General features: G+C 71.2%; 24 protein-coding genes. 11 read left to right on the top strand and 13 right to left on the bottom strand.

Annotation, left to right across the window (positions count from 1 at the left end; translation table 11 throughout):
* Positions 1-203: 203 nt before the first annotated feature.
* On the top strand, positions 204-425 hold the full coding sequence (locus EDD29_RS33215) for a hypothetical protein (RefSeq protein ID WP_123668219.1): 222 nt from the start codon (positions 204-206) through the stop codon (positions 423-425).
* A 108-nt stretch (positions 426-533) separates the two neighbouring features.
* On the opposite strand, the gene EDD29_RS47855 is transcribed toward EDD29_RS33215, so the two are convergent.
* Both EDD29_RS47855 and EDD29_RS33205 read right to left on the bottom strand, forming a co-directional pair.
* Positions 534-1,202, bottom strand: coding sequence for an IclR family transcriptional regulator (locus EDD29_RS47855; RefSeq protein ID WP_211360064.1), 669 nt, complete (start codon positions 1,200-1,202; stop codon positions 534-536).
* On the bottom strand, positions 1,199-2,326 hold the full coding sequence (locus EDD29_RS33205) for an FAD-dependent monooxygenase (protein WP_123668217.1): 1,128 nt from the start codon (positions 2,324-2,326) through the stop codon (positions 1,199-1,201). The genes EDD29_RS47855 and EDD29_RS33205 overlap by 4 nt, the downstream gene beginning before the upstream one ends.
* Before the next feature lie 84 nt (positions 2,327-2,410).
* On the opposite strand from EDD29_RS33205, the gene EDD29_RS33200 reads away from it, so the two are divergent.
* Positions 2,411-3,496, top strand: coding sequence for an XdhC family protein (locus EDD29_RS33200; RefSeq protein WP_123670826.1), 1,086 nt, complete (start codon positions 2,411-2,413; stop codon positions 3,494-3,496).
* A gap of 417 nt (positions 3,497-3,913) precedes the next feature.
* Here EDD29_RS33200 and EDD29_RS33195 read toward each other — a convergent pair whose 3' ends face one another.
* On the bottom strand, positions 3,914-5,509 hold the full coding sequence (locus EDD29_RS33195) for a pentapeptide repeat-containing protein (protein WP_170201684.1): 1,596 nt from the start codon (positions 5,507-5,509) through the stop codon (positions 3,914-3,916).
* A 243-nt stretch (positions 5,510-5,752) separates the two neighbouring features.
* Here EDD29_RS33195 and cynS point away from each other — a divergent pair, with 243 nt between their 5' ends.
* Positions 5,753-6,196, top strand: a complete 444-nt coding sequence (gene cynS, locus EDD29_RS33190; protein ID WP_123668216.1) for a cyanase — start codon at positions 5,753-5,755, stop codon at positions 6,194-6,196.
* A gap of 6 nt (positions 6,197-6,202) precedes the next feature.
* On the opposite strand, the gene EDD29_RS33185 is transcribed toward cynS, so the two are convergent.
* The 4 genes from EDD29_RS33185 to EDD29_RS33170 are packed head-to-tail and all read right to left on the bottom strand — an operon-like array spanning position 6,203 to position 9,449.
* Positions 6,203-6,955 (bottom strand): sirohydrochlorin chelatase, encoded by a 753-nt coding sequence (locus EDD29_RS33185; RefSeq protein ID WP_123668215.1) that lies wholly within the window; start codon positions 6,953-6,955, stop codon positions 6,203-6,205.
* On the bottom strand, positions 6,937-7,653 hold the full coding sequence (locus tag EDD29_RS33180; RefSeq protein WP_425455016.1) for a phosphoadenylyl-sulfate reductase: 717 nt from the start codon (positions 7,651-7,653) through the stop codon (positions 6,937-6,939). The genes EDD29_RS33185 and EDD29_RS33180 overlap by 19 nt, the downstream gene beginning before the upstream one ends.
* 2 nt (positions 7,654-7,655) lie before the next feature.
* Entirely contained in the window at positions 7,656-7,799 is a 144-nt protein-coding gene (locus tag EDD29_RS47300; protein WP_123668213.1) for an Insertion element protein, read from the bottom strand.
* Positions 7,800-7,805: 6 nt separating this feature from the next.
* On the bottom strand, positions 7,806-9,449 hold the full coding sequence (locus EDD29_RS33170; protein ID WP_123668212.1) for a nitrite/sulfite reductase: 1,644 nt from the start codon (positions 9,447-9,449) through the stop codon (positions 7,806-7,808).
* A gap of 568 nt (positions 9,450-10,017) precedes the next feature.
* On the opposite strand from EDD29_RS33170, the gene EDD29_RS33165 reads away from it, so the two are divergent.
* Both EDD29_RS33165 and EDD29_RS33160 read left to right on the top strand, forming a co-directional pair.
* Complete coding sequence (locus EDD29_RS33165) at positions 10,018-10,974, top strand: YihY/virulence factor BrkB family protein (protein ID WP_246053131.1); 957 nt, start codon at positions 10,018-10,020, stop codon at positions 10,972-10,974.
* A 30-nt stretch (positions 10,975-11,004) separates the two neighbouring features.
* On the top strand, positions 11,005-11,949 hold the full coding sequence (locus EDD29_RS33160; RefSeq protein WP_123668211.1) for a phosphotriesterase family protein: 945 nt from the start codon (positions 11,005-11,007) through the stop codon (positions 11,947-11,949).
* Positions 11,950-12,226: 277 nt separating this feature from the next.
* On the opposite strand, the gene EDD29_RS33155 is transcribed toward EDD29_RS33160, so the two are convergent.
* The 4 genes from EDD29_RS33155 to EDD29_RS33140 all read right to left on the bottom strand — a co-directional run bounded on the left by EDD29_RS33155 (position 12,227) and on the right by EDD29_RS33140 (position 15,793).
* A complete protein-coding gene (locus EDD29_RS33155; protein WP_123668210.1) occupies positions 12,227-12,523 on the bottom strand; it encodes a WhiB family transcriptional regulator in 297 nt (98 codons plus the stop codon).
* Positions 12,524-12,680: 157 nt separating this feature from the next.
* Positions 12,681-13,508, bottom strand: coding sequence for a ferredoxin family protein (locus EDD29_RS33150; RefSeq protein ID WP_246053130.1), 828 nt, complete (start codon positions 13,506-13,508; stop codon positions 12,681-12,683).
* Positions 13,509-13,667: 159 nt separating this feature from the next.
* The gene (locus tag EDD29_RS33145; protein ID WP_123668208.1) at positions 13,668-15,161 is read right to left on the bottom strand and encodes a glycerol-3-phosphate dehydrogenase/oxidase; all 1,494 of its coding nucleotides are present in this window, start codon (positions 15,159-15,161) and stop codon (positions 13,668-13,670) included.
* 17 nt (positions 15,162-15,178) lie between these two features.
* Positions 15,179-15,793 (bottom strand): TetR/AcrR family transcriptional regulator, encoded by a 615-nt coding sequence (locus tag EDD29_RS33140; protein WP_123668207.1) that lies wholly within the window; start codon positions 15,791-15,793, stop codon positions 15,179-15,181.
* A 48-nt stretch (positions 15,794-15,841) separates the two neighbouring features.
* On the opposite strand from EDD29_RS33140, the gene EDD29_RS33135 reads away from it, so the two are divergent.
* The 6 genes from EDD29_RS33135 to EDD29_RS33110 all read left to right on the top strand — a co-directional run bounded on the left by EDD29_RS33135 (position 15,842) and on the right by EDD29_RS33110 (position 22,878).
* Complete coding sequence (locus EDD29_RS33135) at positions 15,842-17,386, top strand: FAD-binding oxidoreductase (RefSeq protein WP_123668206.1); 1,545 nt, start codon at positions 15,842-15,844, stop codon at positions 17,384-17,386.
* On the top strand, positions 17,383-18,249 hold the full coding sequence (locus EDD29_RS33130; RefSeq protein ID WP_123668205.1) for a diacylglycerol/lipid kinase family protein: 867 nt from the start codon (positions 17,383-17,385) through the stop codon (positions 18,247-18,249). Before EDD29_RS33135 ends, EDD29_RS33130 begins: the two co-directional genes overlap by 4 nt.
* A gap of 227 nt (positions 18,250-18,476) precedes the next feature.
* Entirely contained in the window at positions 18,477-19,904 is a 1,428-nt protein-coding gene (locus tag EDD29_RS33125) for an MFS transporter (protein WP_170201683.1), read from the top strand.
* Between the two features lie 109 nt (positions 19,905-20,013).
* Positions 20,014-20,415, top strand: a complete 402-nt coding sequence (locus EDD29_RS33120; protein WP_123668203.1) for a YccF domain-containing protein — start codon at positions 20,014-20,016, stop codon at positions 20,413-20,415.
* Between the two features lie 122 nt (positions 20,416-20,537).
* On the top strand, positions 20,538-22,025 hold the full coding sequence (locus EDD29_RS33115) for a metallophosphoesterase family protein (protein ID WP_123668202.1): 1,488 nt from the start codon (positions 20,538-20,540) through the stop codon (positions 22,023-22,025).
* Positions 22,026-22,089: 64 nt separating this feature from the next.
* Complete coding sequence (locus tag EDD29_RS33110; RefSeq protein ID WP_425454992.1) at positions 22,090-22,878, top strand: SGNH/GDSL hydrolase family protein; 789 nt, start codon at positions 22,090-22,092, stop codon at positions 22,876-22,878.
* Positions 22,879-23,173: 295 nt separating this feature from the next.
* On the opposite strand, the gene EDD29_RS33105 is transcribed toward EDD29_RS33110, so the two are convergent.
* Both EDD29_RS33105 and EDD29_RS33100 read right to left on the bottom strand, forming a co-directional pair.
* Positions 23,174-24,136 carry an ornithine cyclodeaminase family protein gene (locus tag EDD29_RS33105; protein WP_123668200.1) on the bottom strand — a complete coding sequence of 321 codons (963 nt, stop codon included), beginning with the start codon at positions 24,134-24,136 and terminating at the stop codon, positions 23,174-23,176.
* The gene (locus tag EDD29_RS33100) at positions 24,136-25,020 is read right to left on the bottom strand and encodes a PhzF family phenazine biosynthesis protein (protein ID WP_123668199.1); all 885 of its coding nucleotides are present in this window, start codon (positions 25,018-25,020) and stop codon (positions 24,136-24,138) included. The genes EDD29_RS33105 and EDD29_RS33100 overlap by 1 nt, the downstream gene beginning before the upstream one ends.
* Positions 25,021-25,109: the final 89 nt, after the last annotated feature.

The following is a 25,109-nucleotide window of genomic DNA, read 5'->3' as shown; positions in this document are numbered from 1 at the left end:
GAAAGCCCGGCTCGCTTCCTGTGGGCCACCATGCGTTCTGCCGAGAATTTGGTGTTTTCATGCACTTTCCGACCTCTGGCTCGTGGCCTGTGGGCCAGGTAGGGGCCAACGTCAGGGCGATGCGAGGCCCCTCCCATCGTGCCCCGATCACCGGTTACGTGACAGGTGAATCACCCAATGTCGCGACGAAACCGGGAGGACGCATGGGGCAAGCGCTGGAAGACCTGAGGCGAAAGTACGAGTCGCTTTGGGAGATTCGGGAGACGCGGGACTTTCTTACGGCTCGGCGGAGGGCGGGGCTTACGTGGGCGCAGATGGGGGCCGGGCTGCTGGCCACGGTCGTGGCTCCGACGCCGGAGGAGCTGGGGGAGTCGCTGGGAAGGCAGGATCGGATCGCGGAGGGGTTCGAGCGGGGCGTGTTGTGAAACCGGGCCCGCACCCGTGGGGGTGCGGGCCCGGGGGCTCTTCGCCGGGGTGGGTGGCGGGCGTCGTCGGCCGCCTGGGGCGTGGCGCGGCGAAGAGGTCGGGGGCTCCTAGGAGCGGGTGGTGGTCAATAGGGCTGCCAGGTCGTAGGCCGCGGTTCGGAGGGCTTGTTCTACTTCGGTGCGGCGGGCCGGGGTGGGGTCCAGGACGCCGGCGGGGGCGGCGAGGCTGATGGCGGCCACCGGGGAGCCGGGGGCGGGGACCACGGGGGCGGCTACGGAGTCGATGCCTGGTTCGTAGCCGGAGTGGCTCCAGGTGCAGGCGTTGTCGCCGGTGCGGGCGGCGGCGATGGCTCGGCCGCCGGTGGTGGCGTCCAGGGGGACGACGGTGCCTATTCCGATGTGGGAGACGAGGGGGGTGTCGGGGATGGAGCGGAGAAGGTAGGTGAGGTGGGTTTCGTTGGCTACGACCAGGTAAGCCGAGACGCCCAGGGTGGTGCTGAGGGCATCGAGGGCGCGTTGGCCCAGGGAGGTGAGGTCCTGGCCGGAAAGGGCGGAGGCGGCCAGGCGGAGCAGACGGGAGCCCAGGCGGTGGTCGGAGCCGGTGCGCTCCAGGACGCCGAGGTCTTCCAGGTCGGCGACGAGGCGCATGGCGGTGATGCGGTTGAGGCCGGTGGCGCGGGCCAGGTCGGAGAGGTTGGCGGTGCCGCCGCCGTCCGCGACGTGCTCCAGGAGGGTGAGGACGCGGGCGGCGGCGGAATCCTTCGGCGGCGTGGTCACGCGACCGGGACGGTCCAGGCGTCGTAGCCGTAGACCCAGTCGCCGGTGCCGGACTCCTTGAGCCAGGCGTTGTCGCGGGAGGAGATCTGGATGCGGGCGGTGCGCTCGCGGCGGGCGGCCTCGTAGGCGGCGAAGGCGGCGGGGAAGGCGTCGTGCGCGGCGATGGCGCGGGCGAGGACGACGCCGTCCTCGATGGCCTGGCCGGCGCCCTGGGCCATGAACGGCATCATCGGGTGGCTCGCGTCGCCCATCAGGGTCGCCCGGCCGACGGTCCAGGACGCCAGCGGGTCACGGACGTAGAGGGCGGACTTCAGGACCTCGTCGCAGGCCGCGAGGAGCTGCCGGGCCTCGGGGTGGAAGTCCCGGTAGAGCTCGCTCAGTTCGGCGACGTTGCCGGGCTGGGTCCAGGACTCCTCGTGCCACCCCTCCTGCGGGATCGTCGCGAAGATGAAGAGATCGCGGCCCCGGTTGAGGGGGAACGTCACGATCTGGGTGTCCTTGTCGGGGCCCCACCACTTGGTGAAGGCGTCCAGGTTGTCCACGCCCGCGAGGGTCTCGACGGGCACGACGGCCCGGAACGCGACGACACCGGTGAAGTCGGGGCTCTCCTTGCCGAACAGCGCGGTCCGGACGGAGGAGTGGATGCCGTCCGCGCCGATGACGGCGTCGTGCCGGGCGGTGGTGCCGTCGGCGAACTCCAGGGTGACGCCCTCGTCGTCCTGGGTGAGGCCGGTGACCTTGGCGGAGAACCGGATGGCCGAGGCGGGGACCGCGGCTTCCAGCGCGGTCATGAGGTCGGCGCGGTGCATGGTGAGCTGCGGCGCGCCGTACTGCTGCTCGGCGATGTCGCCCATCGGCAGCCGGGAGGTCTCCTCGCCGGTGTCGTAGGTGCGGCTGATCCGGTGGGTCGGGCGGGCCGCGGTCTCGCGGAGCGCGGCGCCGACGCCGAGGCCGTCGAGGGCGCGGACGGCGTTCGGGGTCAGGTTGATGTCGGCGCCGACCCGGGCGAACTTCGGGGCCTGCTCGTAGACGACGACCTCGTGGCCGAGCGCCCGCAGCGCGATCGCGGCGGCGAGGCCGCCGATGCCGGCGCCGCTGATGGCGATGGATCCCTGAGCGGTCATCCTGTTCTCCTTTGAACGCTTTGTTCAAAGAATGTTAGGACTAAGGTATCTTCCTATGCAAACCGGACGAAAAGGGGGATGCGGATGCGGGAGATCGTCGAGCGGCTGGCGGCCTGGCACCGGGCCGGTACGCGCTACGCCCTGGCCACCGTCATCGGCACGGGCGGCAGCGCTCCCCGGACGCCCGGTGCCGCCATGGCCGTGGCCGAAGACGGCGAGGCCGTGGGCAGCGTCTCCGGCGGATGCGTAGAGGGCGCCGTATACGAGCTGTGCCTGCGCGCTCTGGAGACGGGGGAGCCGGCCCGGGAGACCTTCGGCTACTCCGACGACACCGCTTTCGCCGTCGGCCTGACCTGCGGCGGGACCATCGAAGTGCAAGTCCAGCCGACGCCCCCCGCCCCCGTCATCGCCGCCGTCGAAGCGGCCCTGGCCGTAGGCCGCCCCATCGCTGTCGCCCATCTCCTCGACGGCTCCGGGTCGACCCTCGCCATCACGGCGGACGGGTTCCACGGGACCACCGGCGAGCCCGACGTGGACACGGTGATCGGATCCGAGGCCGCCGCCATGCTCGACGCCGGCGCCACCGGCATCCGCGATGTCCGGTGCCGTCCGGGTCTGGAGGTCTTCGTCTCCTCCTTCGCCACCCCGCCCAGGCTCCTGATCTTCGGCGCGATCGACTATGCCGCGTCCGTCGCCTCCCTCGGCCGCTTCCTCGGCCACCGTGTGACGGTCTGCGACGCCCGTCCCGTCTTCGCGACCCCCGCGCGGTTCCCCGACGCCCACGAGGTCGTCTGCGACTGGCCGCACCGCTACCTCGCCGCCACGGCGGTGGACTCCCGGACCGCCGTCGTCGTTCTCACCCACGACGCGAAGTTCGACCTCCCCCTGCTGGAGGTCGCCCTGCGCCTGCCCGTCGGCTACGTCGGCGCGATGGGCTCGCGCCGCACCCACGCCGAGCGCCTCGCCCGGCTGCGCGAGGCGGGCCTCACCGATGACGAGCTGGCCCGCCTCCGCTCGCCGATCGGCCTCGACCTGGGCGCCCGCACTCCCGAGGAGACCGCGGTGTCGATCGTCGCGGAGATCGTCGCGGCCCGCAGGGGCGGCCCTGCCCTTCCGCTCACCGCCACCACCGGACCGATCCACCGGGATCGGCTCGCCACGGCGCACTGAGTTCTCGCATGCTTCCAGTCGGCTTTGCGGGATCGGCCAGGAAAGCATGGCGATCTGGTGCAAATTGCCATGAACGTGGAGAAAGCCGATGACGCAGACGGTGCCGTCACTCGGGGTCTTTCGAGAACGACGTGCGGAGCCGCTGGGACCTCCTGGGCCGGCACACCCTCCGCCGCCTGGCCGACGGCCAGGCCCCTGCGAACTGCTCGGCGTGCGTCCCCTCGGCCCCGTCCTCGGCGCCGCGAGCACGCACCCCGGCCAGTACGCCGAACTGCCGGGCGACCGGGTGTGCTGCAAGGACGGCTGGAAGACCGTCACGTGCCGCGCGACTTCGACGTCGAGAGCCGCCTGGCCTACGCGGTGGGCGAGAGCGTCCTGTTCGCGGATGGTGACCGGTACCGCGCCGGGACGGGCGCGTCAGGCCGGGGGAGGGGCCCAGTTCGGGGACGGGTGTAGGCCCGGGATCGGGTCGGCGGGAAGGGTGGACGGGCGGGGGCCGGTCGTCCGGGTGAAGTCGAGGGTGGTGCCGCCGAAGTCGGTGCCGGTGAAGACGAGGGACTGGTCGGTGAGGGAGGCGTCGGGGAAGTCGAGGGAGCCGGCGGTGAGGGACGCGCGGCCGAAGTCGGCGGTCCCGCCGGTGAAGGCGGCGCGGCGGAAGGCAAGGGAGGCACCGGTCAGGCGGGACTCGTAGAAGGTGACCTTGCCTCCGGAGAAGACCGCGCGGGAGAAGTCCAGGACGCCGCCGGACAGGTCGGTGTCCCAGACGTTGACGTCACCGCCCGAGAAGCGCGCGTCCTTGAAGTCCACCAGGCCGTCGGTGACCGCGGCCTTCCCGAAGTCGGCGAGCCCCCCGGTGAAGGCGGCCCCGACGAAGCCGACGACGGCCCCGCCGAACGCGGCCTCCCAGAAAGTGATCTTTCCCCCCGAAAGGAGCAACCCACCGAAGTCGACGATCCCGGTCCGCAGGTCGGCCTCCCACAGGTTGATCGTGCCGCCGGAGACCTCGGTCTCCTCAAAGGAGAGGGTTCCGCCGGTGAACTTGGCCTTGCCGAGGTCCACGAGCGCTTGGCCGCTCACCCGCGCGCCCTTGAACTCGACGATCCCGCCCGCGAACTCCGCCTCCCAGAACGTGATCTTCCCGGCGCTTGCCTCGGCCCCGCCGAAGTCGATCTCCCCGTCGAGGAAGCGGCTCGCCCAGAGGTCCACGGTGCCGCCGGTGAACCGGGCGTTCCACAGGTTGACGGCGGCGCCGGAGAACTCGGCATGGGTGAGGGAGACGGTGCCGGACGCGAACTCGGCGTTCTGGAACGTGACCGTGCCGCTCGAGAAGACCGCGCCGGACAGGTCCCCGCCGTCGAAGACGACGTCGGTGAAGTCGAAGTCCCTGCCCTGCCAGGAGCGCCGGTCACGGGCGGGCAGCCGCAGGTGCGCGCCGACGAGCCGGATGACCGTGTGCCGCACCTCCCGTTCCGCCCGGTAGGCGCGGTGCGCCCGCGCGTCGGACGGGTCGGGCTCCGGCTCGTACGGGAGGCGGAGGTAGGCGCAGAGCACGTCGATGCATGTCTGGCGCAGGTCCGGCGCGTCGTCGGCGATCCCGGCCAGCGCCTGGACGGCCCCGAGGCGGACCGCCGTGGACGCGTCCCCGAGCTGGGCGACCGCCGCGGTGAACCGGTCGTTGGTCTGCCCGCGCGCGGCCAGTTCGACGTTGTCGGCGGCGGCCTGCGCGGTCCGTCTCGCCGACGCGGCGTTGGCCGCCGTGTAGTAGACCGCGACGACCGCGAGCACCCCCGTCGCGAGCCCTACGATCCGGCTCCGCGCCTTGTCGAACGCCTCGAGCTTGTCCTTGTCCGCCTCCGACACCAGATCCTTGTCCGTCACGTCCACCCCGTACAGGTGCGCCAGCACCCACCCGGGCTCCAGCAGCGCCGCCACCATCGCGACGAGCCCGACCACCCCCACCACCGCGAGCCCCCACCGCCCCCACCGCCACCCACCGGACTCCGCTTCCACCATAAAAACCAACGATAAAGACAGAACCCCCCGCCCGTCCCGCACCACTCCGCACCATCCCCCCGACCGCATCCGGCCGCGCGCCACCGGCCCGGCACGCGGACGCCCCGGCGAAGCCGGGCTCGTCAAGTGGCCGGGTGGCGGGCCCGATGAGGACGACCCGGTCCAGCGCCGGGCGGGGCTCACGGGCGGTGGGTGTGACGTGCATTTCACGTGGGTGAAATCGGGGGGGCCTAGTTTGCGATCATGGACAAGATGCGTGCGATGGAGCTGGTGCTGGAGGCGAAGTCCATGAAGGGGCTGACGTTTTCCGAGATCGCGGAGGCGGTGGACCGGCACACGGTGTGGACGACGTCGGCGCTGCTCGGGCAGCAGCAGATGAGCATGACCGAGGCGGACGCGGTGGTGGACCTGCTGGGCCTGGACATGGACGTCGCGCGGGCGCTCCAGGCGCCGGCCGACAAGGGGTCGCTGGACGGGCCGGTGCCGACCGATCCGCTGATCCACCGGTTCCACGAGATCGTGCAGGTGTACGGCACGACGCTGCGGTCGGTGATCCAGGAGGAGTTCGGCGACGGGCTGATGAGCTCGACCGACTTCCGGATCGACGTCGAGCGGATCGCGGACCCCGCCGGAGATCGCGTACGCGTCATCCTGGACGGAAGGTTCGAGCCCTACCGGAAGTGGTGAAACCCGTCAGGAGTGGCTGAGCGCGTGGCGCGGGCCCGAGGCGGGACGGGTGAGGGCCGCCCGATAGCGCTGCACGATGATCTCGGCGAGCTCCGGAGCCGCCCCGAGCACGGGGGAGACCGCGCAGGCGCCCGCCTCCTCCGCCGCGGTGCGCACCTTGTCGGCGAAGTAGCCGGGCGCGAGGAAGTACGACGCGACCGCGACGCGCGGGGCGCCCGCGTCGTATAGCGCGCTGATCGCGTCCGAAGGGGTCGGCGCCGTGGCCGAGGCGTAGGCGGGCCGCACGTCGTACCAGCCGCGCCGCCGCCAGTCCGCGGCCATCGACGCGATCACGGCGTTCGCCGACGGGTCGGACGACCCCGCCGAGACCAGCACCACGGCCGTGTCGGGGGAGGGCGTGACGTCGACCTCGGCGAGCCGCCGCTCCAGCGCGTCGCACATCAGCGGGTGCGGCCCGAGGGTCCCGGTGACGCGCACCGACAGGCGCCGGTTGCGCCGCCGTGCCGTCTCCAGCACGCCGGGAATGTCGATCTTGCTGTGATAAGCCTCGGTGAGCAGCAGCGGCAGCACCACCGCCGAGTGCACGCCTTCCAGCACGTGCACGGGCGACGGCGCGGCGTGGTCCAGGTAGGACGCCCGGACGTTCACGCCCCGCGCGCGCACGAGGTCGAGGAGGGACTCCACGGTCGCGGTCGCCCGCGGGTCACGTGACCCGTGCGCGACCGCGACCAGGGGAGGCCTCAGAGATGAATGCCGCATTCGACCTTGCCAAGACCGGCCCAGCGGCCGCTGCGCGGATCGGCGCCCGGCTCGACCCGCGAGGTGCAGGGCTCGCAGCCGATCGACGGGTAGCCGTCGTAGTGCAGCGGGTTGACGAGGATCCCGTTGTCGGCGATGTAGTTGTCGACCTCGTCCTCGGTCCAGTTGAGGATCGGGTTGACCTTGACCATCTGCCGCCGCCGGTCCCACTCGACGACCTTCATGTCCTTGCGCGAGCTGGTCTCGTCCCCGCGCACCCCGGTGAACCACGCCATGTAGCCCTCCAGCGCCCGGCCGAGCGGCTCGACCTTGCGCAGGTGGCAGCACAGGTCCGGGTTGCGGCCGTGCAGGCGCGGCCCCAGGTCCCGGTCCTGCTCGGCGACGGTCCGCGACGACGTCACATTGATGACGTTCACCGGATAGACCGCCTCGACGGCGTCGCGGGTGCCGATCGTCTCCACGAAGTGGTAGCCGGTGTCGACGAACAGCACGTCCACGCCCGGGCGGACCTTGGAGACGAGGTGGATGAGGGCCGCGTCCGACATCGAGGAGGTGAGGCAGATCCGGTCGCCGAACGTCGCCGACGCCCACTGGACGATCTCCAGGGCGGAGGCATCGGCGAGCGCGGCGGCTGCCGAGTCGACGATGTCCTCCAGGGACAGGGAGGGGCGTGCGTCGACCTTCGCCTGGTCCAACACCGTCACTGGGGGGCTCCAATCCCGAGGAAGCTCAAACGGAACTTGCGGGCACAGGCCCGGCAGTGCCAGGTCCCGTCCCCCTCGAAGGGAACAAGGTCTTCTTCACCGCAGTACGGGCAGTAGAACGGGGCCGCTCGCTCGCTCATTCCCGCCTACTGAAGATCTGCTTCGTCGGCGTGCTGCACCCACTGGGCGAAGGTCTCGCCCTCGGTGCGCTGGTCGTCGTACTTGCGCACGACCCGCTCGACGTAGTCGGTGAGCCCGGCGGAGGTGGTCTTCAGGCCGCGCACCTTCTTGCCGAAGGTGGTGCCCAGCTGGCCGCCGAGGTGGATCTGGAAGCCTTCGACCTGGTTGCCGTCCTCGTCCAGGACGAGCTGGCCCTTGAGGCCGATGTCGGCGACCTGGATGCGGGCGCAGGCGTTCGGGCAGCCGTTGACGTTGATCGTCAGCGGCTGGTCGAAGTCCGGCAGGCGCTTCTCCAGCTCGTCCATGAGGTCCATGGCGCGCTGCTTGGTCTCCACGATGGCGAGCTTGCAGTACTCGATGCCGGTGCAGGCCATGGTCTGGCGGCGGAACACCGACGGGCGGACCCGCAGGTCGTGCGCCTCGAGCTCGGCCGCGAGCGCCTCGGTGTTCTCCTCCGGAACGTCCAGGATGACCATCTTCTGCTCGGCGGTCGTCCGGGTGCGGCCCGAGCCGTACTTCTCGGCGAGGCTCGCGATCACGTGCAGCTTGTCGCCGTTGACCCGGCCGACCCGCGGCGTGAAGCCGACGTAGAAGTTGCCGTCCTGCTGGCGGCGGATGCCGACGTGGTCGCGCTGCGCCTTGGGCGCGGCGGGCGCGGGGCCGTCGGGCAGGGCGTAGCCCAGGTACTCGTCCTGGAGGACCTGGCGGAACTTCTCCGCGCCCCAGTCGCTGATCAGGAACTTGATCCGGGCGCGGTGCCGCAGGCGGCGGTAGCCGTAGTCCCGGAAGACCGAGATGACGCCCTTCCAGACCTCGTGGACGCGCTCGGGCGAGACGAAGACGCCGAGGCGCTTGGCGAACATCGGGTTGGTGGACAGGCCGCCGCCGACGAACAGGTCGTAGCCGACCTCGCCCGCCTCGTTGACGACGCCCACGAACGCGATGTCGTTGATCTCGTGCACGGTGCAGTGCGAGGAGCAGCCGGAGATCGCCGACTTGAACTTGCGCGGCAGGTTCGAGAACTCCTTGGACCCCAGGTAGCGGTCCAGGACGTCCTGGATCTGCGGCTGGCCGTCGATGATCTCGTCCTCGGCGATGCCGGCGAGCGGGCAGCCGATGATGACGCGGGGGGAGTCGCCGCAGGCCGTCATGGTGGACAGGCCGACGCTGTGCAGCTTCTCCCAGATCGCCGGGACGTCCTCGATGGCGATCCAGTGGTACTGGATGTTCTGCCGGTCGGTGATGTCGGCGGTGCCGCGCGCGTAGTCGTTGGAGATGTCGGCGAGCACCCGCAGCTGGGCGGCGCTGAGCTGGCCTCCGTCGATGCGCACCCGCATCATGAAGTACTTGTCGTCGAGCTCTTCCTCTTCGAGGAGGCCCGTCTTGCCGCCGTCGATCCCGGGCTTGCGCTGGGTGTAGAGGCCGTACCACCGGAACCGGCCGCGCAGGTCGGCCGGGTCGATCGAGTCGAAGCCGCGCTTGGAGTAGATGTCGATGATCCGACTGCCCACGTTGAGCGGGTCGTCGTTCTTCTTGCTCTCTTCGTTTTTGTTCAGCGGCTCGCGGTATCCGAGGGCCCACTGGCCCTCACCACGCTTACGGGGTGGCACGGCGCGCGTCTCCCAGAGGTCGTTTTCATTGGAGCGGAGGAACGCATGGCAGGCCGGACGTGCTCGACATTGAGCGAAAAAGAGGTCGCCGGTAAGCCACGGTCCCGGAATGAGTCGTCGGGCGTGGTCTGGGCGTTACCGACAGATGGCGCTGCGGACCCGGAGGAAGTCCACGTGCCGGCGAGTCACCAGCAACGGGTCGGAGGCAGCAGTCATGCCATGACTTTGACACGCGGTAGCGGCCGTTGTCCAGCCGCGTCCGGCATGTGGACAGGCGAGAACGATCATCTTCACCCCTGCCTGACCCAGTTCAGGGGTGCTTCGTCGACGGGTTCCGCGGGGGACTGGTGCTGGCAGTCGCACCAGGTTCCACCGGGGCAATCCTCGTGGTGACGGTTTCGGCACTGAGGGCAGATCATGCTCTAGTGTCACCTATCGTGACGAGTGTCCGATACCACAGTGGTGTGTCGGACATCATAGGCCGCCAGGCGGCCGAACCCGCGGCACGAACGATCGAGTTAGAGCGAGAGCGAATGATCCGGGTACGCGACCCCCTACGGTGTTGTCCGTGACGTCAGCCGTCCCGCGGGTGGTGGAGTCCCCCGCGTCCCCGCCAGCCCGCCGCGCCACCGCTCTGCTGCGCGTGCTGTGGCTCCTGGTGAAGGGGACGTCGGTCACCGCCTTCAACTACCGGATCACGGGTCTCGCCGCGGAGGCCGCCTTCTGGGCGCTGCTGTCGCTGCCGCCCCTGGTCCTGGGCCTCATCTCCAGCGTCGGCCACATGCGCGGGCTGCTGGGGCCGGAGACGGTGGGGGAGATCAGCAACTGGATCATCGCCAAGTCGCGCGCGTTCCTCACCGAGCCCGCCGTGGACAGCGTGGTGGAACCCCTGGTCGACGACGTCGTGCGCGGCGAGAAGATCGCGATCATCTCGGTCGGCTTCCTCACCTGCCTGTGGGCGGGATCGCGCGCGATGAGCGTCTACGTCGACACGATCACCATCACCTACGGGCTCGACGGCGTCCGCGGCGTCGTCCGGACCCGGCTCCAGGCCTTCCTGCTCTACATCGTCGGCCTCTTCGTGGCGGTGCTGGTGATCCCGTTCATGATCCTCGGTCCGGCGCTGGTGCGCAGCACGATCCCGGCGAGTTCCCGGCTGCTCTCCTTGCTTTACTGGCCTTTCACCGTCCTCCTATTGATCCTTTTTCTCGCGCTGCTCTACCACCTGAGCGTCCCGGTGCGCACGGCCTGGTGGCGCGAGATGCCGGGGGCCGTGGTGGCCATGGTCTTCTGGGTCGCGGGCAGCGTCCTTTTGCGGATCTACCTTTCCGGGACCGTGAGCGGGGTGTCGGTGAGCGCGTCCCTGACGGCCCCGATCGCCTTCATGGCCTGGTTGTACGTCACGGCGTTCGCCGTCCTGGTGGGGGCGTGCCTGAACGCCGAGGTCGACAAGCTCTGGCCCAGCGTCAGCACGTCAAGGGCCCGCGCCGCGGCATTGGTAAAGAATTCGGGCCCCATTCACTAATCCGGCAAAGTTCGCTTAACCTTGCGTTTTATGACGGCCCTCCCTCTCCATGCCCCTACCGGCGAAGCCCGTATCCGCACGGTCACGGGCCCCGCCCAGCTCTCCGCCCTGACCGGCCGCGTCCTCTCCCGCGAGCACCTGCGCATGGACCTGCGCTGGCCGGTGCGGGCGGAGTCCGACCCGCACCGCTGGCTCGACGAGGAGCTGCACGTCGCCGCCGAGCTGACCGCGCTGCGCAAGGAGCACGAGCTGGGCCTGGTCGTCGACCTCACCTGCCTCGGCATGGGTCGCGACGCCTCCGCGCTGGCCCGCATCTCCGCGGCCAGCCGGGTCGCGGTCGTCGCCTCCACGGGCTACTTCGCGGACCCGTTCCACCCCGTCGCCATGGCCGACATGGACCCCGAGCAGATCGCCGAGCGGCTGATCGCCGAGATCGGGTTCGGCATGGACGGCACCAGCGTCCTGCCGGGCGTCATCGGCGAGGTCGGCGTGTGGGGCGAGATCCCGACCCCCGGCGAGGACAAGGCCCTGCGCGGCGCCGCCCTCGCCGCCCTGGAGACCTCCCTTCCCATCGCCACCTACGGCCGGCCCGGGCTGGCCCAGCTCGAGGTGCTCCTGGACATGGGCGTCGCCCCCGAGCGGATCGCGATCGGCCAGCAGGCCGACGGCGCGGACCCCGCGGTGCACCGCAAGATCGCCGAACTCGGCGCGTACGTGTCGTTCGGCGACGTCGCCCACTCCGGCGACGCCTCCCTGCGGCATGCCCTGGAGCTGATCGAGGCGGGCCACGCCGACCGGCTCCTGATCGGCTCCGGCGTCACCCGGCAAAGCCACATCGCGCACTACGGCGGTCCGGGTTTCGGCGCGGTCCTCACCGAGTTCGTGCCGGCCCTCCGCCTGTGCGGTGTGGACGACGCGACCCTCGGCCTGCTCACCCGGGAGAACACCCTGCGCTGGCTGTCCTCGCGGCTGTAGCCGCGCGGGCGCGCCGCGGAGTGCGGAATCCGTTTCTTTCTCTCCCGCGGATGTGTCCCCGCGATGTGAGCGCGACCACGAGACGTGTAACACAAAAGGCCCTCCGATGGAGGGCCTTTTCGCATTTCCCGAGTCCCACGTCACAGATCGTTGTGCGAAGAACCAAGGGTCAGGGGAACGGCGGCGCGCGCCGATCCGTGGCGTGGAACGCAAACGGCCTCGCGCAATGCGAGGCCGGAGGCGCATCTGTGGTGCCGGGGTTAACGGCGGCCGATCTTTACGCGGCGTTGGCGCGACGCATGCGGCGGCGACGCTCGGAAGCGCGCTCGTCCTCGTTCAGTCCGCCCCACGTGCCGTACTTCTCCGGACGGGAGACGGCGTAGTCCAGACACTCCGAGCGGACGGGGCAGCCCATGCAGACCTGCTTCGCCTTGCGCTCTCGGATCTCCCGCTCGGGCTGACGCTCGCCGTCGGGGCCGAAGAAGAGCACAAGGTCTTCCCCCCGGCACGCGGCGGCGTCCTGCCAGCCCCAGCTGGGACGGGGGAGGTTAGCCTGCCGACGTACCTGAGCCATGAAACACCCACCTCAGTTGATTTCTGAGCAAATAAGGACATAGACGTTGCCGACGCTTGGTAGCGTCAAAATTTTCAACGTCCGGAGTTGCCGCTGTGTTCCCTATGATGGGTGAGCCCGCGGCGCAGCATCCCCACTGAATGGGGCCTCGCAGAGATTACACGAGGGCCGCCTCGCTGTGAAGGGCCAGGTCCCTCATTTGGTATGTCTCGACCGTCTCATCGCAGTCGTGACCGCAGCCACCGAGGCTGCTCACCAGTTCAACCGTGCCGTACCACACGTTTCCGGCGGCTGTGACCCTCGTCATATAGGGGCCGGTACCGGTGACGGATATTACCCTGACTTGGTCCAGACCGAGCAATCCGGTGTGCGCCCGGACGAAGTGCTCGGCGGCCTGGGCGGGCTCGGGGATGCCCGCGCGGCCGCGCAGCCGGTCCAGCACGACCTCGCCGCGCAGGTAGGCGTCCACGGCCTCGCGCGCGGTCTCTCCGTCCAGGGCGCCGTAGTAGATGCCGTGCGGCAGGCACACGAGGTTGGCCGCGTACCTGTCGCCGCCCACGTGGCTCGTCTCCCAGACCAGGTCGCCGTATCCGGCCGCGAGGCCGCGAGCGAGCGGGGTGCCCGTCCGGGCGCAGCACGCGTTGCGCTTGGCGTGCGTGCACACCAGCAGCAGCGGCTCCAGGGTGGGTTCGCCGAAGCCGGGACGACGGCCGAGCGCCACCGCGGCGAGGTCGAGATCGTCGAGTTCGGCCATGTCGGAGACCACGCGGGTCTCCAGCCACGGGTTCTCCCCGGACCAGCCGACGTAGACGCGCAGGGGAGGGGTCTGGGCGCGGCGGCCGCTGCGGCGGATCAGCTGCGGGCGCACGCCGTGCGCGATCGCCCGGTCGATCACCGGCAGGCCCAGCTCCTCGATCTTGCGCGGCCAGGGGCCGGAGTGCTCGATGAGGAGCCAGGAGTTGGCCTTCGTCGTCGCGCTCGCCAAGCAGGGCTTCTGTCCCAGATGACCGCCTGGGCAGTGCTCACACGAGACCGAGCGTGACAAAGGAAGGACCTCCCCCGAGCAATAGTTAGGACACCCTAACCTAACTTGTCCTTCCCCTGCCACCCCCGGTGACACACCTCCGCGGCTTGGAAGTTTCGTTCAGAAATACGCCCTGGCCAGCGGCAGGGCTCGCGCGCGATCGGCATCGGACAGACCCAGCCGGGTCCTGCGGTCCACCAGGTCGGTCGGGTCGAGCGCGCCTTCATGCCGGACCGCCCACGCCCACTCGATCCGCAGATGGGGACGCCCCGTGACGATCGGCTCCAGCAGCGACGGGTCCGAGGCGGCGAGTTCCGCCATCGCCGACGCCTCCGCGCCGTACCGGCGGACGAGCCGCGACGGGGCCTTGATCCTGGCGAGCTCGCCGAGGGAGGCGGCGCCGACGAGGGGCAGAGAGGCCGTGGGGGAAGGGGTGGCGGTGAGCCCGAGGGCGTCCACGGTGTCCTCGGCCATCCTGCGGTACGTCGTAAGCTTGCCTCCGACGACCGTCACGATCCCTTCTGGGGACTTCAGGACCGCGTGCCTGCGGGAGATGTCGGCGGTGGTGCCTTCGGCGTCGAGGAGCGGCCTGAGGCCCGCGAAGGCCCCGAGCACGTCGGACCTCCGGACCGGGACGTCGAGGACCGTGCCGAGGAGGTCGAGGAGGAACCCGATGTCGGACTCGGGCGCGGTCGGGACGTCCGGGATGTCGTCGACGGGCTCGTCGGTGAGGCCGACGTAGACACGGCCGTCGTCCTGGGGGAGGACCAGGGCGAACCGGTTCAGGGTGCCCGGGATGGGGAGGTGCATGCCCGTCCGCATCCCGCCGAAGACCAGCCCGTCCAGGACGAGGTGGGTGCCGCGAGACGGGCGCAGGGTGACGCCCGGCACGAGCGATCCCGCCCAGACGCCGGCGGCGTTGACCACCCGGCGGGCGCGCAGGTCGTGCTCGGCGCCGGTCAGCTCGTCCCGCACACGGACGCCCTCGCCCGTCGCCTCCAGCGCGCGGCAGCGGGTGATGATCCGGGCCCCGTGCCCGGCGGCCGTGCGGGCGATGGCGGTGACCAGGCGGGCGTCGTCGTGGAGCTGGCCGTCCCACGACAGGAGGCCGCCGCGCAGCCCCGCGGGGCGCAGCACGGGCGCGGTCCGCAGCGTCGCGGCGGCCGACAGCCGGGACGGGCCGGGCAGCACGCCCCGGGGCGTGCCCGCGCTCATCCGCAGCAGATCGCCCGCGCGCAGGCCGATCCCGGTGAGCAGCTCGCTCCGGCGCGAGACGAGCGGGGTCAGCGGCAGCACGAACGGCATCCGGCGGGTCAGATGCGGGGCCGTGCGGGTCATGAGGATCCCGCGCTCGATCGCGCTCTCGCGGGCCACGTCGACCTGGCCGGAGGCGAGGTAGCGCAGGCCGCCGTGGACGAGCTTGGAACTCCACCGGGAGGTGCCGAAGGCGAGGTCGTGGGCGTCGATCGCGGTGACCTTGAGGCCGCGCGCGGCGGCGTCCAGGGCGACGCCCGCCCCGGTGACGCCGAGGCCGATCACCAGGACGTCGGCGACCTCGCCGGAGGCCGCGGCGAGGTCGCCCGCGCGTCGGGCGGCGTTGAGGGAAGTGCTCATGGGGTGCTCGCTCAAGGTCAGGGCGCCAAGGTGCGGTCGAGGATGCGGCGGAGTTCGGCGTCGAAGGCCGCCGGGGAGAGATCGCCTTCCCCGGCCATCGTGGGGAGGGACAGCGCGAAGCCCTGGACGACCAGGAGAAGCGCGCGCGCTTGGAGCGGCGTGGAGCCGGGGCGTATGGAGCCGTCCGTGTGCCCGTGCTCCAGCGCGTCCTCTATGAGGTCGAGGAACGCCTCCTGGCTCGCGCCCGTACGGGTGAGCAGGTAGGGGAGCAGGAGTTCGGGATCCACTTCGAGGATCTTGCGCAGCAGCGGGTGCGCCCGGAAGGCGACGGTGCCGCGCACGAGCGTCTGCACGAGACGGCTCCTGGCGTCGCCGGACGGGTCCGCCTCGAGCACCGAGGCGGCCAGCGCCAGCCATTCGCGGGTCATGAGGTCGCCGACGATCGTCCGCACGTCGGGCCAGCGGCGGTAGAGCGTCATCCGGGAGACTTCCGCGCGGCGCGCGATGTCGGTGAGCGTGGTGCGGCGCACCCCGACGGCGAGCACGCAGTCCCGAGCCGCGTCGAGCACCGCGTCGTTGGTGGGCGCGGCCCCGGAGGCGCCGTGGCCGGTGTTGTGACGAACTGACGTCATGTGTCACAGTGAACCACATCCGACGGTCCCGGCGAACGAGGAGCGAGCATGTCCGAACCTGAGATCTCCTGGTCGGGATGGGGCGACCCGGCCCAGGCGGCGCCGCTCCCCGAGAAGATCACGACCCTGCTGCGCGATCTCCTGGGCGTCAAGCCCCGCGAGGCCGCGCCCGTCGCGCTGGCGGACCTCGCGCCCCGGCCGTCGCGGCTCTCCGCGGCGGCGCTCCGGGCACTCGGCGAGGTCGCCGTCGTGCGGACCGACGCGGAAAGCCGGGTCAGGCACACGCGCGGCAAGTCGACGCCCGACCTTCTGGCGCTCCGGAGCGGCGACGTCTCGGCCGCGCCGGACGCGGTCGTGCTGCCCGACGGGCACGACGCGGTGGTCAAGGTGCTGGAGCTGGCCACTGAGCACGGGTTCGCGGTCGTCCCCTTCGGCGGGGGAACGTCGGTGGTGGGCGGGCTCGCCCCGGACGACAGCGGATTCGCCGGATTCGTCGCCCTGGATCTGCGGCGTCTCGACCGGCTCGTCGCCGTCGACCCCGTCAGCCGGACCGCGACCCTGGAGCCGGGCCTGCGCGGCCCGCGCGTCGAGGAGCTGCTCGCCGAGCACGGGTTCACCCTCGGCCACTTCCCGCAGTCGTTCGAGTGGGCGAGCGTCGGCGGGTTCGCCGCGGCCCGCTCCAGCGGCCAGTCCTCCGCCGGATACGGGCGGTTCGACGAGAACGTCGTCGGGCTGACCGTCGCCACGCCCACCGGGACGCTCACCCTGGGCCGGGCGCAGAAGTCGGCGGCCGGGCCCGACCTGAGGCAGCTCGTCCTGGGCTCGGAAGGGGCCTTCGGGGTGATCACCTCGGTCACCGTCCGGATCCGGCCGGTTCCCGAGGTGAAGAAGTATGAAGGGTGGCGGTTCGCGGACTTCGCCACCGGGTCGCGCGCGCTGCGCCGGATCATCCAGGACGGGCCCGTTCCCACGGTCCTGCGGCTGTCCGACGAGACCGAGACGCTGGTCAACCTCGCCCAGTCCGGCGCCATCGGGGAGGAGGGCGGCTCAGGGTGCCTCGCGATCGTGGGGTTCGAGGGCGAGCCGCGAGACGTCGCCGATAGGCGGGCCCGCGTACGGGAGATCCTGATCGAGGAGGGCGGCACCGACCTCGGCGAGGGCCCCGGCGACGGCTGGGCGCACGGCAGGTTCGCCGCCCCCTACCTGCGCGATTCCCTGCTGGACGTCGGCGCGTTCGTCGAAACCCTGGAGACGACGACCTTCTGGTCGAACATCCCGGCCCTGTATCAGGCGGTGCTGGGGGCATTGCCGGGCCATCTGGTGATGTGCCACATTTCGCACGTGTATCCCTCGGCAGCCTCGCTGTACTTCACGATCGTCACCCCCGACATCGACTGGGACACCGCCAAGCCCGCGGTGAACGCGGCGATCCTGGCGGCAGGCGGCTCGATCAGCCACCACCACGGCGTCGGCACCGACCACCGCGCCGCGTACGCCGAGGAGATCGGCCCGCTCGGCGTCGAGATCCTGCGCGCGGTCAAGGCGCGCGTCGACCCTGCCGGGGTGCTCAACCCGGGCGTGCTGATCCCGTGAGGTCGTTCACCGCGGTCGTGAACCCGACGGCCGGAGGCGGGTCGTCGGCCCAGGCGCTGTTCGGCCTCGCCCGCCTCCTGCGTGACGCGGGCGCGTCCCTCCAGGTCGACTACAGCCGGGACCTTCGGCACGCCGCGGACCTCGCGAGGCAGGCCGCGGCCCGGGGCGACACAGTGCTGGGCGTAGGCGGCGACGGCATAGCCGGGACGGTAGGGGGAGCCCTCGTAGGCACCGGTGCGGAGTACGCCATCGTCCCGGCCGGACGCGGCAACGACTTCGCTCGTCAGCTGGGCCTTCCCACCGAGCCTTCGAAGCTCGCCGAACTGCTGCTCCACGGCGAGGCGCGGCCGACGGACGCCATCGAGGCCGGGGGAGAGGCCGCCCTGGGCAGCGTCTACGCGGGTGTGGACGCGCTGGCGAACGCCCACGCGAACAGGACATGGCTCAAAGGCAAGGCGTCTTACACGTGGGGCGCCGTCAGGGCTTTCGCGTCATGGAAGCCCGTCACCTACACCGTGACGGTCGACGGAGAGCGGCTGGAACGCGGGGCCTACACGGTGGTGGCCGCCAACTCCGGCTACTACGGCTACGGCCGGAAGATCGCCCCCATGGCGTCGGTCGACGACGGGCTCCTCGACATCGTCATCATCAAGCACGCCTCCCGGCGGATGTTCCTGACCGTCATGCAGGAGCTGGAGAGCGGCGCCCACATCCGGCGGCCCGAGGTGGAGACCCTTCGCTGCGCCGAGATCCACATCGCGTCCTCCCGGCCGCTGCCTTACGGGTGCGACGGCGAACTCCCAGGCTGGCTCCCCGTCACCGTCCGCGCGCTGCCCTCCGCGCTCAATATCATCCGGCCGTGAATCCGGCGTGTCCCACATGGTGGGACGGCGTCGCGCGTCAGAGGGCCCGGCCGGCCGTCGGCGGTCGCGCAGCTCCACGCCGCGGACCGCCGGTTCGCGTCTCACATATCGAGACGTTCGGGTCTGGGTGCGGCCGCGTGCCCGCGGTGCCGTGAAACACGGTTGTTCCTTGAAGTTTGTACGATCCGGGCCCCGGCGCGATCCATCAGCCGAGAGGAGCGGATCCCTTGACCGACACGCACGACAAGGCGCCAGAGCCGCCGACGGGGTCCACCGCCCCGCGCGGAGCCACCGTGGAGATCCCCGTGTTCCCCAAGCGCCCCGCGCGCACGGTCGACCTGGACAAGGCGGCGCCGCTCGGGTGGTGGCCCGCGGTCGTCGTCGCGCTCGTCGCGTTCATCGACCGGATCGAGATCAACCTCATCTCCGGGGCGCTCCCGGCGATCCAGGACCACTTCGGCTTCAGCGACACCGCGGGCGGCGCGATCCCGACCGCCGCGAGCATCGCCGCGGCGCTGCTCCTGCTCCCGGCCGGGCGGCTCGCCGACCGCGCGCCCCGGGTCGCGACGATCGCGATCGTGGTGCTGATCTGGTCGCTCTGCTCGGTGCTCAGCGGCCTGGCGACGACGTTCGTCATGTTCTTCGGGGTCAGGGTGCTGCTCGGCGCGGCCGGGCAGCTCTACAACCCGCCCGCGTCCAGCCTGCTCGCGGACTACTACCCGGCGAGAAGCCGGGGCAAGGCGTTCGGCTTCGAGCGCGCGGGCTATTACATGGGCCTGCCCACGGGCGTCATCCTCGGCGGCGCGGTGGCCGAGGCGCTGGACTGGCGCGCGGTCTTCTTCGTGGCCGCGGTCCCCGGCCTGCTGGTCGCCCTGCTCGTGCTGACGGTCAAGGAGCCCATCCGAGGGCTGGGAGACGCCTTCGACAGGCTCCGCGACGCCCCGGTGAGCCCGGACGCCGCAGCCGAGCAGGCTACAGAGGGCGCCGAGGGCGTCTCGTTGATCGCGGAGGCCCGCTCCCTGCTCCGTGTCCGCACCCTCAAGGGCATCATCCTCGGTCAGGCCCTCCTGTCCCTGGCCGTGGCGGGGCTCTTCTACTGGCTCCCGACCTTCCTGGAGCGCACCGAGGACCTGGCTTACGACGCGGCCTCCGGCCTGGCCGGGGGAGTGGGCGGCACCGGAATCGTCGTCGGCATCCTGATCGGCAGTCGCATGGGCGACCGCCACCACGGCCTGCGCCCCGGCTGGCGCATCAGGGTCGCCACGGGCTTCCTCTTCATCGGTGCGGTGTCCCTCACCGGCGCGGTACTGCTCCCCGGCCTGGGGCTCCGCATCACCCTCGTCGCCGTCGCCTGCGCCGGCTTCGCCGCCGCCATCCCCAATCTCACCGCGGCCTCCGCCGACGTGGTCCCTTCGGCCCGCCGAGGCATGGGCTTCGCCCTCCTGACCTTCCTGGTGACCCTGGGCGGCGCCCTGGGGCCCCTGCTCATCGGCTTCACGTCCGACCGGATCGCCGCCACCGGCTACTCCGGCGAACCGCTGGCCCTGGCCATGCTCGTCCTGGTCCCCGCGATGTTCCTCGCCGTCCTCTCCCTGCTCTGGATCCGCAACACCTTCGACCGGGACGCCGCAGACGCCGCCGCCCCCGCCTCCTGACCCCTCGGGGGCGATCCGACGGCTCGCCCCCGAGGTCCCGGACCCCCTAGGGGTCGGCTCCCTCGTGTGAGGGAGGTGGGGGCGGACGACCGCGAGTTAGGGTCGAAGCATGCGAACTCTGCTGAACATCATCTGGCTCGTCCTGTGTGGGTTCTGGATGGCGCTCGGCTACTTCGTGGCCGGGCTCATCTGCTTCATCCTGATCATCACGATCCCGTTCGGGGTCGCCGCTTGGCGCATCGGCGTCTTCGCACTCTGGCCTTTCGGCAAGAAGATCACCCAGAAGGAGTCGGCCGGGGTCGGGTCCGCGATCGGCAACGTCATCTGGATCATCGTGGCCGGAATCTGGCTGGCGATCGGGCACCTCATGACCGGTATCGCCCTCTGCATCACGATCATCGGCATCCCGTTGGGCATCGCGAACTTCAAGCTGATCCCCGTCTCCCTCACCCCGCTGGGCCGGGAGATCGTCTCCGCCGACGACCCACGGGTTCCCGGCCAGGGTTTCTGACCCCGCACGGTGCCTGACTTGGGGTGTTTCGTGAGGGTGGAAGGTTGCTGACCGGCATATCCGTCACGAAAGATCACTGCGGGCTCTTGATCCAGAGCGGTGCGGCGTGGTCGCCTTGAAGGGTGACCTCCCCCCGAAGTTCACAGCAGCTCTCCCGATGGGACTGTGCGGAGCCCGGCGTCTACCCCGATCTCGGTCCGCGGCCCGCGCTCTCCTGGATGCGGCCGTCGGTGCTGTGGCGCTCGCGCAACGACGTCATCGCCAAGTGGTTCGGCGATCCCGTCGACGAACTGCGCCGCCGCTGGGTCGGGGTGCCCGACGAGACCCCGATGCGCGCCGAAGGGGAGGAGTTCTCCTTCCTCGTCCTGGGCGACCCGGGCGAGGGCGACTCCTCGCAGTACGCCGTCGTCCCCGGCATGCTCAAGGCCGGGCAGGGCACGGACTTCGCGGTGTTCGCCAGCGACGTGAACTACCCCGTCGGGTCGATCAACGACTACGCGCAGGTGTTCTTCAAGCCCTACCAGGCCTACCCGGCGCCCATCTACGCGGTTCCGGGCAACCACGACTGGTACGACGGGCTCGAAGGGTTCATGCGCGTCTTCTGCGACCGCATCGGTGACGGCGCGCCCGGCGCGTCGTGGCATCCCCGGTGGGGACCGCTCGCGCGGCGGCTGTGGCGCAGGCCCGAGCCCACGGACGAGTCCGCGTTCGCCGCGGCCCGCGCGCTGCGCGCCCAGCCCGCGCAGCAGGCCAAGCAGCCCGGCCCGTACTGGTACATCGACAGTCCGCGGCTGCGCGTCATCGGCCTCGACACCGGGATCGGCGGCGGCATCGACCGCGAGCAGGCCGAGTGGCTGCGCCGGGTCTCGGCCGATCCCAAGCCGAAGGTCCTCATCACCGGCAAGCCGATCTACCGCAACAACGAGTACCGGCCGTGCCCGATCGAGGGCGGCGGCACCGTCGACGAGATCGTCAGGTCCACCGGATACGTCGCGGTGATCGGCGGCGACATCCACAACTACCAGCACTACCCGGTCGACGTGGCGGGCCGGCGGATCGACTACCTCGTCGCGGGAGGCTCCGGGGCGTACATGCACGCGACCCATACGATCCCGGCCGTGGACGTCAAGCGCGACGGCGTCACCCTCGTCGGCGAGGACGACTTCGTCTGCCACCCGCTGCGCGGAGACTCCCTGGTCTTCTACAGCCGCCTGTACGGGCGGCGCCTGCGTCGTCTCGGCCTTCGCCGGTTCTTCGAGATCGACTACCCCCAGGCCGCCGCGGCGGTCTCCCGCCGGCTCGGCGTCCCGCCGACCCGGCCGGAGGCCCACGGCGTCGTGCCAGGGCTGCGCGCCCGGATGATCGCCTCGCTCCTCGCCGTCCCCGACGGGCGCAAGCGCAGGCCGTGGCTGCGGCTCCCGGTCAACAAGCCCTACCACCGCATGTTCTCCGAGGCCTCCGACACCGACAGCGCGCCCTTCTTCAAGAGCTTCCTGCGCCTCGACGTCACCCCCGGCGAGCTGCGGATCCGCTGCTTCGGCGCGACGGGCTGCCGGGCGCAGGAACTGGAGCCTCCGCTGGAGCACGAGTTGCGTATTCCCCTGCGCTGACGTGGCGGTCATCACCGCTTCTTACGGTCGCGTAGGGCAATGTGCATGATGCACTCTTTATGCCGTGAGTGGTGCGGTGAAGAAGGAAATTCGATCTTTTGTGGCCCTCGGTGACAGCTTCACCGAGGGGTTGAACGACCCCTACCGGCCGGACGAGTTCCGCGGTTGGGCCGACCGGCTCGCGGGGCACCTCGATGCCGCCCGGCCCGGTCTGCTGTACGCGAACCTCGCGGTGCGGGGCAAGCTGCTGCGCCAGATCGCCGAGGACCAGGTGCCGCGGGCCGTGGAGATGCGGGCCGACCTGTACACGATCTCCGCGGGCGGCAACGACATGATCCGCCCCGGCGCCGACCCCGACGAGATGGCCGTCGTCTACCGCGACGCCCTCGCCGCGCTGCGCGGGACGGGCGCCGAGGTCGTCGTGTTCACCGGGTTCGACCCGAAGTTCCGGGGCCTCAACGGCCGCGCGAGCGACGGGCGCTTCCGCGGGAAGGTCGCCACCTACAACCTGCACATCCGGTCGATCGCCGATCGCCTCGGCCTGACCGTCGTCGACCTGTGGTCGATGCCCGTGCTGAACGCCGACCCCGCCTGGCACGAGGACCGCCTGCACCTCACCCCCGAAGGCCACAGCCGTCTCGCCCTCGCCGTGGCCGAGCGGCTCGGCGTCCCCGTCGAAGGCGACTGGCGCGCCCCCTGGCCCCTGCCCTCCGCCAAGACCTGGCAGGACGCCCGCCGTGAAGACCTCCACTGGGCGCGCGCCTACTTCGCCCCCTGGGTCCAACGCCGCCTCAAGGGCATCTCCTCCGGAGACGGCCGCGCCCCCAAACGCCCCGACCTCAAGCCCCTCTAGGCCCCCGCGACCACCTCCGGCACGAGGGCGCAGCAACGCTGCCCGTCGGGACCGCGCCTCCACGGCCTTGACCCACGCCGAAATCGCCGCGCGGCACCTCCGGAACCCGCCCCGCGGCGGCGTCGGAGCCTCCTCGCCGACGCCTCGGGCACGGATCCGCCGATCTTCCGAGGACGGCCGCGGCACCCCACCCCGAGCGCTCCCGCAGGCCGCCTGGCGACCCGGGTCGGCGGTGGCCTTCTGGGAGCGGCGCGTGCTCGCGGAGGCGCGGCCGATGTCCGCTGCGCGGCCGGGGTCAGGGGGTGAGGAGGGCGACGGCGGTTTCGGCGGCGGCCAGGTCCTGGGGGCCTATGCCGATGAGTTTGGCGAGCGTGATGTCGCTGGACGTGCGGCGGCCGGGGGTGCGGCCGGACAGGACTTCGCCGAGTTCGCCGGTGATGCGGTCGGGGGTGATCTCGCCTGCGGCCACGGCGGCGTGCACGTCGCCGTAGCGGAGGTTCAGGTCGCGGCCGTCCACGAAGATCCGGGTCGCGCGGGCGAAGACTCCGGCGTCCAGTTCGCGCTTGTGCTCGTCGTCGGCGCCGAGCGCGGTGATGTGCTGGCCGGGGCGGAGCCAGTCGCCCCGGAGGACGGGAGAGGTGCCGGCGGTGGCGGTGATGATCACGTCGGCGTCGCGGACGGCGGCCTCCGGGTCGGCGACGGCTTCGACCGGCAGGTCGGGGAGGTCTTCGCGGAGCTGCCCGACGAGGCGGGCCGCGCCTTCGGGGGTGCGTCCCCAGACGGTCACGTGGTCGATGCCGCGGACCCGGGTGAGCGCGTGGGCCTGCAACCGCGCCTGCCTGCCGGTGCCCATCACGGTGACGCGGGAGGCGTCGGGGCGGGCGAGGGCGCGGGCGCTGACGGCGCCCGCCGCGGCGGTCCGCAGATCGGACAGGTGGTGCTCGTCCTCCAGCACCGCGGTGACGGTCCCGGTACGGGCGTCGAGGAGGGCGACGAACCCGCCGCCTTCGGGCAGTCCGAGCGCGCGGTTGGCGGGGAACCAGGTCGCCACTTTGACGACGAAGTGCGGCATCCCAGGCAGGTAGGCGGCCTTGAGGTGGGCGTCGCCGCCGTTCTTCAGGGGAAGCACCGAGATCGGGGCCCTGGCCCCTTCCACCGTGCTGAAGGCGGCGAGCGCCTCGGCCACCGGCTCCAGGAGGTCGTCGACGCCGACGGCCGCGCGGATCTCCGGGGCCGTGTGGACGGGGAACGCGGGCATCAGGACTCCTCGGTCTTCGCCGGAACCGCGTCGAGGGTGCCGCGGGCCGTCATCGCGACGGCTCCGGAGACGCGGATGTTCTCGAGGTCGTCGGGGGAGCCCTCCGGGAGGACGCCGATCCTGCTCGGCCGGCCGGTGAAGCGGCCCTGCCGGAGGATGAACTCCCGCCCGGCGGGCACGACGCCGTGCCGCGCCAGGTAGGCGCCGACGCATCCGGCGGCGCTTCCCGTCGCCACGTCCTCCATGACGCCGTCGTTGTTCCAGTGCCTGCCCTCCAGGCCGTCGACGTCGAGCAGGTACGCGAACTGCGCGCCGTGCCGGGCGAGCAGGTCGGCGAAGTCCTGGCGGACGATCCGCGCCTCCACCAGCCGCCCCCGCACGGGGACGACGAGGTAGCGCAGGCCGGTCGAGACGACCTCGAGGGGCAGATCGGCGAGCGCCCCGGAGGGGAGCCGCAGCGCCTCGGCGATCTCCGCCCTGCCGTCGGGGGGCACGGTGCCGAGGAACTCGGGCCTGCCCTGGTCGAGCGCGGCCTGGAAGTGGCCCTCGGTGTGACGCGTGGTGACCTGGACGGTCTTGCGCGGGAGCCGGAACCGCCACTCCCGAGTCCCGGCGCCCCCAGCCCGCTCGTGGAGGACGGCGGCGGCCCCGAGGATCGGGTGCCCGGCGAAGTCCAGTTCCTCGATGAGGTCGAACACCCGGGCCTCGAACGCGTCCGGCGCGTCGGTGGGCCGCAGGAAGATCGTCTCGAAGTGGCGCAGCTCCTGGGTGACGGCGAGCATCTGGGCGCCCGTCAGGTCGGGGCGGTCGGGGAAGACGGCGAGGCTGTTGCCGGTGAACGGTTCGGCCGCGAACACGTCGACGTGCCGGTACTCGAGTGACATCTGGTTCGGCTTTCTCGGGTTGGTGCCTGCTCTCTTGCCGAAGGTAGGTGGCGGCGAACCTTTAGTAATGGTCCAATTAGAATAAATTG

It is taken from the genome of Actinocorallia herbida (assembly GCF_003751225.1).
GTDB classification, from domain to species: domain Bacteria; phylum Actinomycetota; class Actinomycetes; order Streptosporangiales; family Streptosporangiaceae; genus Actinocorallia; species Actinocorallia herbida.
Note: the sequence above shows the minus strand (reverse complement) of the source record. Positions and strands in the feature narration are given on the sequence as shown.

Coding starts and splice junctions, on each gene's coding strand:
- EDD29_RS33145 (WP_123668208.1), bottom strand. CDS start 15,161: ATGAGCACTTCCCTCAACGCCGCCCGACGCGCGGGCGACCTCGCCGCG.
- EDD29_RS33200 (WP_123670826.1), top strand. CDS start 2,411: ATGCGGGAGATCGTCGAGCGGCTGGCGGCCTGGCACCGGGCCGGTACG.
- EDD29_RS33105 (WP_123668200.1), bottom strand. CDS start 24,136: ATGCCCGCGTTCCCCGTCCACACGGCCCCGGAGATCCGCGCGGCCGTC.
- EDD29_RS33205 (WP_123668217.1), bottom strand. CDS start 2,326: ATGACCGCTCAGGGATCCATCGCCATCAGCGGCGCCGGCATCGGCGGC.
- EDD29_RS33135 (WP_123668206.1), top strand. CDS start 15,842: ATGTCCGAACCTGAGATCTCCTGGTCGGGATGGGGCGACCCGGCCCAG.
- EDD29_RS33195 (WP_170201684.1), bottom strand. CDS start 5,509: ATGGTGGAAGCGGAGTCCGGTGGGTGGCGGTGGGGGCGGTGGGGGCTC.
- EDD29_RS33215 (WP_123668219.1), top strand. CDS start 204: ATGGGGCAAGCGCTGGAAGACCTGAGGCGAAAGTACGAGTCGCTTTGG.
- EDD29_RS33185 (WP_123668215.1), bottom strand. CDS start 6,955: ATGCGGCATTCATCTCTGAGGCCTCCCCTGGTCGCGGTCGCGCACGGG.
- EDD29_RS33120 (WP_123668203.1), top strand. CDS start 20,014: ATGCGAACTCTGCTGAACATCATCTGGCTCGTCCTGTGTGGGTTCTGG.
- EDD29_RS47300 (WP_123668213.1), bottom strand. CDS start 7,799: ATGAGCGAGCGAGCGGCCCCGTTCTACTGCCCGTACTGCGGTGAAGAA.
- EDD29_RS33160 (WP_123668211.1), top strand. CDS start 11,005: ATGACGGCCCTCCCTCTCCATGCCCCTACCGGCGAAGCCCGTATCCGC.
- cynS (WP_123668216.1), top strand. CDS start 5,753: ATGGACAAGATGCGTGCGATGGAGCTGGTGCTGGAGGCGAAGTCCATG.
- EDD29_RS33100 (WP_123668199.1), bottom strand. CDS start 25,020: ATGTCACTCGAGTACCGGCACGTCGACGTGTTCGCGGCCGAACCGTTC.
- EDD29_RS33155 (WP_123668210.1), bottom strand. CDS start 12,523: ATGGCTCAGGTACGTCGGCAGGCTAACCTCCCCCGTCCCAGCTGGGGC.
- EDD29_RS33140 (WP_123668207.1), bottom strand. CDS start 15,793: ATGACGTCAGTTCGTCACAACACCGGCCACGGCGCCTCCGGGGCCGCG.